This window comes from Flavobacterium sp. (assembly GCF_044371705.1).
In the GTDB taxonomy this organism is placed as follows: Bacteria; Bacteroidota; Bacteroidia; order Flavobacteriales; family Flavobacteriaceae; genus Flavobacterium.
This window is the reverse complement of record NZ_JBILTE010000202.1, coordinates 1-4,559: the sequence shown is the minus strand read 5'-3', so window position 1 is coordinate 4,559 and position 4,559 is coordinate 1. Positions and strand designations below refer to the sequence as shown.

Sequence of the window (4,559 nt, the reverse complement as noted above, 5' to 3'; positions counted from 1 at the left end):
GAAAGGAATTTTGACTACTAATGATATTAAGAAAATACAAGAAATTGTTTCTCCTAATCATCCAGTTCGTAAAGTTCCCGGTACTGTTTTAAAGAATCCAAAAACACAGGAAGTTGTGTATACACCACCTCAAAATCATTTAGAAATAATCAAACTTTTAGAAAATTTAGAAGTTTACATTAATGATGCATCATTTCATGAAATTGATGGGTTAATAAAAATGCCAATTATTCATTATCAATTTGAAAGTATTCATCCTTTTTATGACGGCAATGGAAGAACAGGAAGAATTTTAAATATGTTGTATTTAGTACAGCAACAATTAATCGATATTCCCGTATTGTATTTAAGTAGTTATATCATAAAAAATAAATCAGATTATTACAAGTTACTACAAGAGGTTCGTACCGAAAATAAATGGGAAGAATGGATAATTTGGATGTTAAAAGGTGTTGAAATAACTTCTAAAGACACAATTAAAGTAGTTAATAACATAAAATTGTTAATGGATGATTACAAACAAAAAATACGAGCTAATCATAAATTTTATAGTCACGATTTGATAAACACTATATTTAAACATCCCTACACAAAAATTGATTTTATTGAAAAAAAGCTTGGTGTACATAGAAACACAGCAGCTAGTTATTTGAATGCATTAGTTGAAGATGAAAATCAGTTTTTAAAAAAAGTAAAAATAGGAAAGAGTAATTATTTTATTAATGATAAATTACTCCAAATATTAAAAAGTAGATAAATGAACCTTAAAAATTCCCAACTCGAAGTGGATAAATGGATTAAAAACCACGGTGTTCGTTATTTCAATGAATTAACAAACATGGCTCAACTTACTGAAGAAGTAGGTGAAGTAGCCCGAATTATCGCTCGTCGTTACGGCGAACAATCCGAAAAAGAAAGTGATAAGAACAAAGACCTAGGCGAAGAATTGGCCGATGTGGTTTTTGTAGTTTTGTGCCTCGCCAACCAGACTGGAGTCGATTTGCAAGCCGCTTTTGATAAAAAAATGGATATCAAAACCAAACGCGATCATGATAGACATCAGAATAATGACAAACTGAAATAACTGTCTTTTGTAAAGATTTATTGTGTGGAAAATTACATTATACAGCTTTGCAATATACATTATACAAAAAAATGAATCTAAGCCTTTCATACAACCCGCAACCCGCAACTCGCAACCTTCAACTTAAAATCACCGGTTCCAAATCTGAAACTAACCGATTGTTGTTGTTGCAAGCATTGTACCCGAACATCACTTTAGAAAACACCTCCAATTCCGATGATTCCGAAGTGATGCTTAAAGTTTTACAAGACTTCAATCTTCCATCTTCCATCTTCCATCTTTTTGACGTTCATCACGCCGGCACAGCCATGCGATTTCTCACTGCCTTTTTTGCCATTCAAGAAGGAAAAGAGGTAATCTTGACTGGTTCTTCCCGAATGAAAGAACGTCCGATAAAAATTTTAGTGGATGCTTTAAAAAATCTAGGTGCAGATATAACCTATGAAGAAAACGAAGGTTTTCCGCCCATAAGAATCAAAGGGAAAAAACTTTCAAAAAATAAAGTAACGCTTGATGCCAATGTTAGCAGTCAATATATTTCGGCCTTATTATTAATTGCTCCAAAACTGGAAAACGGTTTAGAATTGACACTTCACGGTGAAATCACCTCTGTTCCGTATATTAAAATGACTTTAGCCTTATTAAACGAAATTGGTGTTGAAACTTCTTTTGAAGTGAATTGTATCAAAATCAACCCGCAACCCGCAACCCGCAACCCGCAACCTCTAATTATAGAATCCGATTGGTCATCAGCCTCCTATTGGTATTCCATCATTGCTTTATCAGAAATCGGGACACAAATTACACTTTCCAGCTACAAAAAAAACAGCTTGCAAGGTGATGCCGCTTTGGTCGAAATTTACAAAAGTTTCGGTGTTCAAACGGTCTTCGAAAGTAACGGAATAATTTTGCACAAAGTAAATAACCTGAAACCTGAAACTTTAAACTTTAAACTAAGCGATTCCCCCGATATCGCCCAAACTATCGCAGTCACTTGTTTCGGACTAGGAATTGAGTGCCATTTAACCGGTTTACACACATTAAAAATCAAGGAAACCGACCGATTGGAAGCACTTAAAAATGAACTATCTAAATTCGGAGCAACTATTTCAGTTACAAATGATAGTTTGACACTTTTAGCTCATAATTTATTTGAAAACGAATATTCCCCTTTAGAGGGGTACCCGCAGGGTGGGGTGGCTACCTACCAAGACCACCGAATGGCAATGGCTTTTGCCACTTTAGCAGTTAAAATGCCAATTACCATTCAAAATGCTGAGGTAGTTTCAAAATCATATCCTACCTTTTGGGATGATTTAAAATCATTTGGTTTTCAAATAAGATAACGAACTTAGGGTTTTTCAGAATAAATTTAACTTAGAACCCTAGTGTCCTAGCACCTTAGCACCTTTCTGAAAAAATAAACATCAAAACACTTGACAACCCCTACTTCGCAGGTGTATATTTGCAACTTGAATTTTAGATGTTTTCGGATATAACCCTTAAACTTTTAAACTTTTAAACTTTTAATCTACTTTTAATGAAATTATCACACTTTCAATTCAATCTTCCAACCGAACTATTGGCTGAATATCCAGCAGAAAACCGTGACGAATCTCGTTTAATGGTTATAAACAGGGCAAAGAAAACCATCGAGCACAAATTATTTAAAGACATTATTGACTATTTTGACGATGGCGATGTCATGATTATGAATAATACCAAAGTTTTTCCTGCTCGTTTATACGGGAATAAGGAAAAAACAGGTGCTAGAATAGAAGTGTTTTTATTACGTGAGCTGAATGCGGAACAACGTCTTTGGGATGTTTTAGTAGATCCTGCGAGAAAAATTAGAATAGGAAACAAATTATACTTTGGCGATGACGATTCATTAGTAGCTGAGGTAATTGATAATACAACTTCAAGAGGTAGAACATTGCGTTTTCTTTACGATGGTTCGTACGAAGAATTTCGTTTAAAATTGCGTGAACTTGGCGACACTCCCATACCAAAATACATCACGCGAGAAGTGACTCCGGAAGATGAAGAACGGTACCAAACCATCTATGCAAAAGTGGAAGGAGCTGTAGCGGCACCAACCGCTGGTTTGCACTTTTCTAAACATTTGATGAAAAGAATGGAAATTAAGGGAGTAAATTTTGCCGAAGTGACCTTACACGTTGGCCTTGGAACTTTTAATCCCGTTGAAGTGGAAGATTTATCAAAACATAAAATGGATTCTGAGGAATTAATCATTAATCAGGAAGCCTGTGATATTGTGAATGCTGCAAAAATAAAAAAGAAACGAATTTGTTGTGTAGGAACCACCTCGATGAGAGCTATTGAAAGTTCAGTTTCCTCAAACAGAGAGTTGAATCCTTTTACAGGGTGGACCAATAAATTTATTTTCCCGCCGTATGATTTTAGTATTGCCGATTGTATGATTACCAATTTTCATACACCAAAATCCACATTATTAATGATGATTTCTGCTTTTTGCGGACATGATTTAATGAAAAAAGCGTACGAAGAAGCAATTAAAGAAAAATACCGATTCTATTCGTATGGCGATGCGATGTTAATCATCTAAAAATTCAAAATCCCAATCTTTTTAGGTTGGGATTTTTTTTGGGCGTTATACGGGCTTTTCACTCCAAGTCCTCGCCCAAAATGCCATTTTCTAAGGACACAAAAGAGCTCCCTTTGGTCGCTTTTTGTACCCAAGAAAATTGACATTTTGTGCTGTGGGCTTTCCGCTGCAATCCCTAACGCAAATAGTGCTGTAAACAAAATTTGATTTCAAAATAGTTTATCTCTAATCGCGAAGTGACAGGTTGCGACTTGTCCGTACAGAATCCAAAAAATTAGTATCTTTACCACTCAAACAAACTATGGCATGAATTTTCAAAATACACGCGAATTTGCAAAACAATTAGACGCCCAAGACGAACTTTTTAAATACCGTGACGAATTTATTTTCCCAACAGTAAATGGTACTAAAGTTATTTACTTTACCGGAAATTCACTGGGATTACAACCCAAGCGAACCAAAGCATATGTAGATGAAGTAATGAACGATTGGGCAAATCTCGCGGTGGAAGGTCACTTTTATGCAGATAAACCTTGGTGGGATTACCACGAACGTTTTGCCGCTCCTTTAAGTGGAATTGTCGGTGCAAGACCGTCTGAGATAACAGTAATGAATACACTTACGGTGAATCTTCACTTAATGATGGTTTCATTTTACCGTCCAACTCAAAAAAAATATAAAATTCTTTGTGAAGAAAAAGCCTTTCCCTCCGATCAATACATGTTTCAAAGTCAGGCTCAGTTTCATGCACAAAATTTAGGAATAAATCCTAAGGAAATCATTGTAGAAATTAAAAGAAGAGAAGGGGAACATAACATTCGCTTGGAAGATATTTTAGCTAAGATTGAAGAAATAGGTGATGAGTTAGCTTTGGTTTTAATTGGC

4 protein-coding genes and 1 pseudogene are annotated in these 4,559 nt (G+C 35.2%); all 5 read left to right on the top strand.

Annotation, left to right across the window (positions count from 1 at the left end; all coding sequences use genetic code 11):
• Positions 1 to 757, top strand: a 757-nt coding sequence (locus ACIQ2S_RS11580) for a Fic family protein (protein WP_396176150.1), incomplete at its 5' end; no start/stop codon positions are given.
• The gene (locus ACIQ2S_RS11575; protein ID WP_396176148.1) at positions 758 to 1,084 is read left to right on the top strand and encodes a nucleotide pyrophosphohydrolase; all 327 of its coding nucleotides are present in this window, start codon (positions 758 to 760) and stop codon (positions 1,082 to 1,084) included.
• Positions 1,085 to 1,155: 71 nt separating this feature from the next.
• The gene (gene aroA / locus ACIQ2S_RS11570; RefSeq protein ID WP_396176146.1) at positions 1,156 to 2,430 is read left to right on the top strand and encodes a 3-phosphoshikimate 1-carboxyvinyltransferase; all 1,275 of its coding nucleotides are present in this window, start codon (positions 1,156 to 1,158) and stop codon (positions 2,428 to 2,430) included.
• A gap of 194 nt (positions 2,431 to 2,624) precedes the next feature.
• Positions 2,625 to 3,674 carry a tRNA preQ1(34) S-adenosylmethionine ribosyltransferase-isomerase QueA gene (queA, locus tag ACIQ2S_RS11565; RefSeq protein ID WP_396176144.1) on the top strand — a complete coding sequence of 350 codons (1,050 nt, stop codon included), beginning with the start codon at positions 2,625 to 2,627 and terminating at the stop codon, positions 3,672 to 3,674.
• Between the two features lie 306 nt (positions 3,675 to 3,980).
• Positions 3,981 to 4,559 (top strand): annotated as a pseudogene (locus ACIQ2S_RS11560) (kynureninase); the annotation flags it as partial.